Below are 3,319 nucleotides of genomic sequence, written 5' to 3'. Positions count from 1 at the left end.
ATGAGTCTTGGGGGGCGTCCGGCGGGCAGTCGTCGGGAGATCAAGATTATTGATACGACTTTGCGTGATGCGCATCAGAGTTTGTGGGCGACGCGGATGCGTACTGATCACATCGTTTCGATGGCGAATGATTTTGACAAGGTTGGTTTTGACCAGGTCGATTTGATGGCGCCGATTCAGTTTGATGTGGCGGTCCGGTATCTGAAGGAAGATCCGTGGGAGCGGGTGCGGCAGGCGCATGAGCATGCACCTAATACCAGGTTCAGGGCGTTGATCCGCTCGAAGAATATTGCGGCGTTCGATTTCCTGGCTGACGATGTGATTGAGGCCTGGGTGGAGAACCTGTATGCCAACGGTTTCAGGGTGATCGGGTCCTTCGATGGGCTGAACGACATTGATAACATCGCTCCGGGCCTGATCAGGGCCAAGGAGCTGGGAGCGTCCACGTTTGGTGCGGTCTCGTTTTCCGAGAGCCCGGTGCACACTGATGAGCTTTTCGTCGCCAAGGCCCTGGAGCTGATTGAGAAGGCTGATGTTGATGCCATCATGCTCAAGGATGCTGCCGGGCTCTTGACGCTTGACCGCATCCGCACCCTGGTGCCTGTCCTCAAGGAAGCTATTGGCGACCGGACGCTGGAACTGCATAGCCACTGCCTGACGGGGCTGGCGCCGCTGGTGTATCTGGAAGCGGTGGAACTGGGCTGTGACGCGCTGCATACCTCGATCGCGCCGATGGCCAATGGCGCCGCGCAGCCGGCGACGCAGGATATTGTGCGTGATCTGCGGGCGCTCGGGTATACGGTCAATGTCGATGATGACATCATCGATACCATCAGCGGGAAGCTTTCAGCGATCGCTGAGGCAGAGGACAAGCCGGTCGGCCATCCCGTCGCGTACAGCGGCCTGCATTTCATGCACCAGCTTCCCGGGGGCATGCTGTCGAACTTCCACTCGCAGCTGGCAACGGCGGGTCTGTCCCATCGCTTCGATGAGTTGCTCCACGAGGTCGCCCGGGTGCGGTCCGAGCTGGCCTTCCCGATCATGATCACCCCCTTCGCCCAGTTCGTGGGGACCCAGGCGGTGATGAACGTGATCTCGGGTGAGCGTTACTCCATCGTGCCCAATGAAATCAAGAAGTATGTTCTTGGTTACTACGGCACGCTGCTGGCGCCCATCGAACCGGAACTGCACGCGAAAATCGTGGCCAACGGCGCCTCGAACATCGCCCTCGAGCCGTCCCCGGTCGCCCCGATGCTCCCTGACCTGCGGGAGCGTCACCCCAACGAGAGCATGGACCTGCTGCTCCTGCGCGCAATGTTCGCCGGTACGCAGGTTGATGAAATGAAGAAGACCGTGGCCGCCGGCGGGAACGCTGATGAAATCCCCCGGCCGCTCCTGGATTTGATCAAGGCAATCCACCAAAAGAGCCAGACCGGCACGCAATCACTGAACGCAGGAAATCTGCAGATCAGCATCAAAAAAGGAGAGAACGAAAATGTCGCTTAACCCGCCCGATATCGCAGAACTCAAGGCCATCGTTGACTGGGCAAACCTTACCCAGGACGTGCGTGAGCTGTCCCTGAAGTTCGGCGACGTGGAATTGTTCATCTCCCGCGATCAGCAATCCTCCCGCCCCGCCCCGGCCCCGGCCCCGGCCCCGGCTCCGGTTGCCCAGGCTGCACCATCGGCTCCCGCCGCCCCGGCTGCACCGGCCAGCGCCGCTGTTGCCGCGCCCGCTGCCGCCGCCCCGCCGGCCGCTGCCGCGCCGGCTGTACCGGTCGGCGCCGCACCGTCGTCGGGTCCCAGCGAGCTGGCTGCCGATGAGGTGCTAATCAAGGCTCCGATGGTCGGGATCTTCTATGCGGCCCCGAAGCCCGGCGCTCCTGACTTTGTTTCGGTCGGTGACAGTGTCACGCCTGAATCGGTGCTGTGCATCGTGGAGGTCATGAAACTGATGAGCAACATCGAGGCCCAGGTCGAGGGCACCGTGGTGCGGATCCTGGTCGAGAACGAGCAGGCGGTCGAATTCGGCCAGCCACTGATGGTGATAAAGCGCCATGGGTGAACCACTGAAAAGCGTGCTCATCGCCAACCGCGGCGAGATAGCCCTGCGAGTTATCAGGGCGTGCAAGGAACAGGGCATCCGCAGTGTCCTCGCTTACTCCGAAGGAGACGCCGATTCCCTGCCCGTGAAACTGGCGGACCAGGCCGTCTGCATCGGGCCCGCGCAAGCGACGGCCAGTTACCGGAACCCGCGCGCGGTCATCAGCGCAGCACTTGCCTACAAAGTGGACGCCATCCACCCCGGCTACGGTTTCCTCTCCGAGAACGCCGACTTCGCCGCACTGTGTGAAGAAGAGCAGATCGGTTTCATCGGTCCGGCAGCTGAGGTCATCCGCCGCATGGGAGACAAAATCGAGGCCAAGAAGATCGCCCGCCGGGCAGGGGTGCCCACCGTTCCCGGTTCAGTCGGCGCAATCGCTGAATACAACGAAGCCCTCGCCGTGGCCAGCGAGGTCGGCTACCCCCTCCTGATCAAGGCAGCAGCAGGCGGCGGCGGGCGCGGCATGCGCGTCGTCGAAACCGCCGAAACCCTTGAGAAAGATCTCACGGAGATCATGGCCGAGGCCGAAGTAGCGTTCGGTGACCCCTCGGTCTACATCGAGCGCTACCTCACCGACATCCGGCACATCGAAATCCAGGTCATCTCCGACGGCCACACCGTGCTGCACCTGGGCGAACGCGACTGCACAGCACAACGACGCAACCAAAAACTCATCGAGGAATCACCCTCCCCGGTCCTGAACGCAGAACTCCGGCAGGAAATGGCCGACGCCGCAGTCGCACTCTGCCACGAGGTCGGGTACAAAAACGCCGGGACCGTGGAGTTCGTCTTCGACAACATCGAACGCAAGTTCTACTTCATCGAGATGAACACCCGCATCCAGGTTGAACACCCCGTCTCCGAAATGGTCTCCGGCATCGACCTCATCAAGCTCCAGCTGCAAATCGCCGGCGGCCTGCCGCTGAACCTGACCCAGGACGACATCCTCATCACCGGCCACGCCATCGAATGCCGCATCAACGCCGAGGACCCCGAGAACAATTTCGCCCCGGGCCCAGGAACAATCACGAACTTCCGTGCCCCAGGCGGCTTCGGGATCAGGATGGACACCCACATCGAAACCGGGTACACCATCCCGCCCTACTACGACTCCATGATCGGCAAACTCATCTGCTGGGGCAAAAACCGCGACGAAGCCATCGCCCGCACCATCCGCGCCCTCGACGAACTCGTCATCGAAGGCATCACCACCAC

General features: G+C 61.7%; 3 protein-coding genes. All 3 read left to right on the top strand.

All coding sequences use genetic code 11. From position 1 onward, the window contains the following. Positions 1-1,506: pyruvate carboxylase subunit B (locus AC5RU7_RS20905; RefSeq protein ID WP_494053860.1), on the top strand; the 1,506-nt coding region annotated here is incomplete at its 5' end. Next, the gene (locus AC5RU7_RS20900; protein WP_494053859.1) at positions 1,496-2,065 is read left to right on the top strand and encodes an acetyl-CoA carboxylase biotin carboxyl carrier protein; all 570 of its coding nucleotides are present in this window, start codon (positions 1,496-1,498) and stop codon (positions 2,063-2,065) included. The genes AC5RU7_RS20905 and AC5RU7_RS20900, both read left to right, overlap by 11 nt. Then, positions 2,058-3,319, top strand: a 1,262-nt coding sequence (gene accC, locus AC5RU7_RS20895; protein WP_494053858.1) for an acetyl-CoA carboxylase biotin carboxylase subunit, incomplete at its 3' end; no start/stop codon positions are given. The genes AC5RU7_RS20900 and accC, both read left to right, overlap by 8 nt.

The sequence above is a fragment of the Arthrobacter sp. K410C genome (genome assembly GCF_059090105.1).
Note: the sequence above shows the minus strand (reverse complement) of the source record. Positions and strands in the feature narration are given on the sequence as shown.

Coding starts and splice junctions, on each gene's coding strand:
- AC5RU7_RS20900 (WP_494053859.1), top strand. CDS start 1,496: ATGTCGCTTAACCCGCCCGATATCGCAGAACTCAAGGCCATCGTTGAC.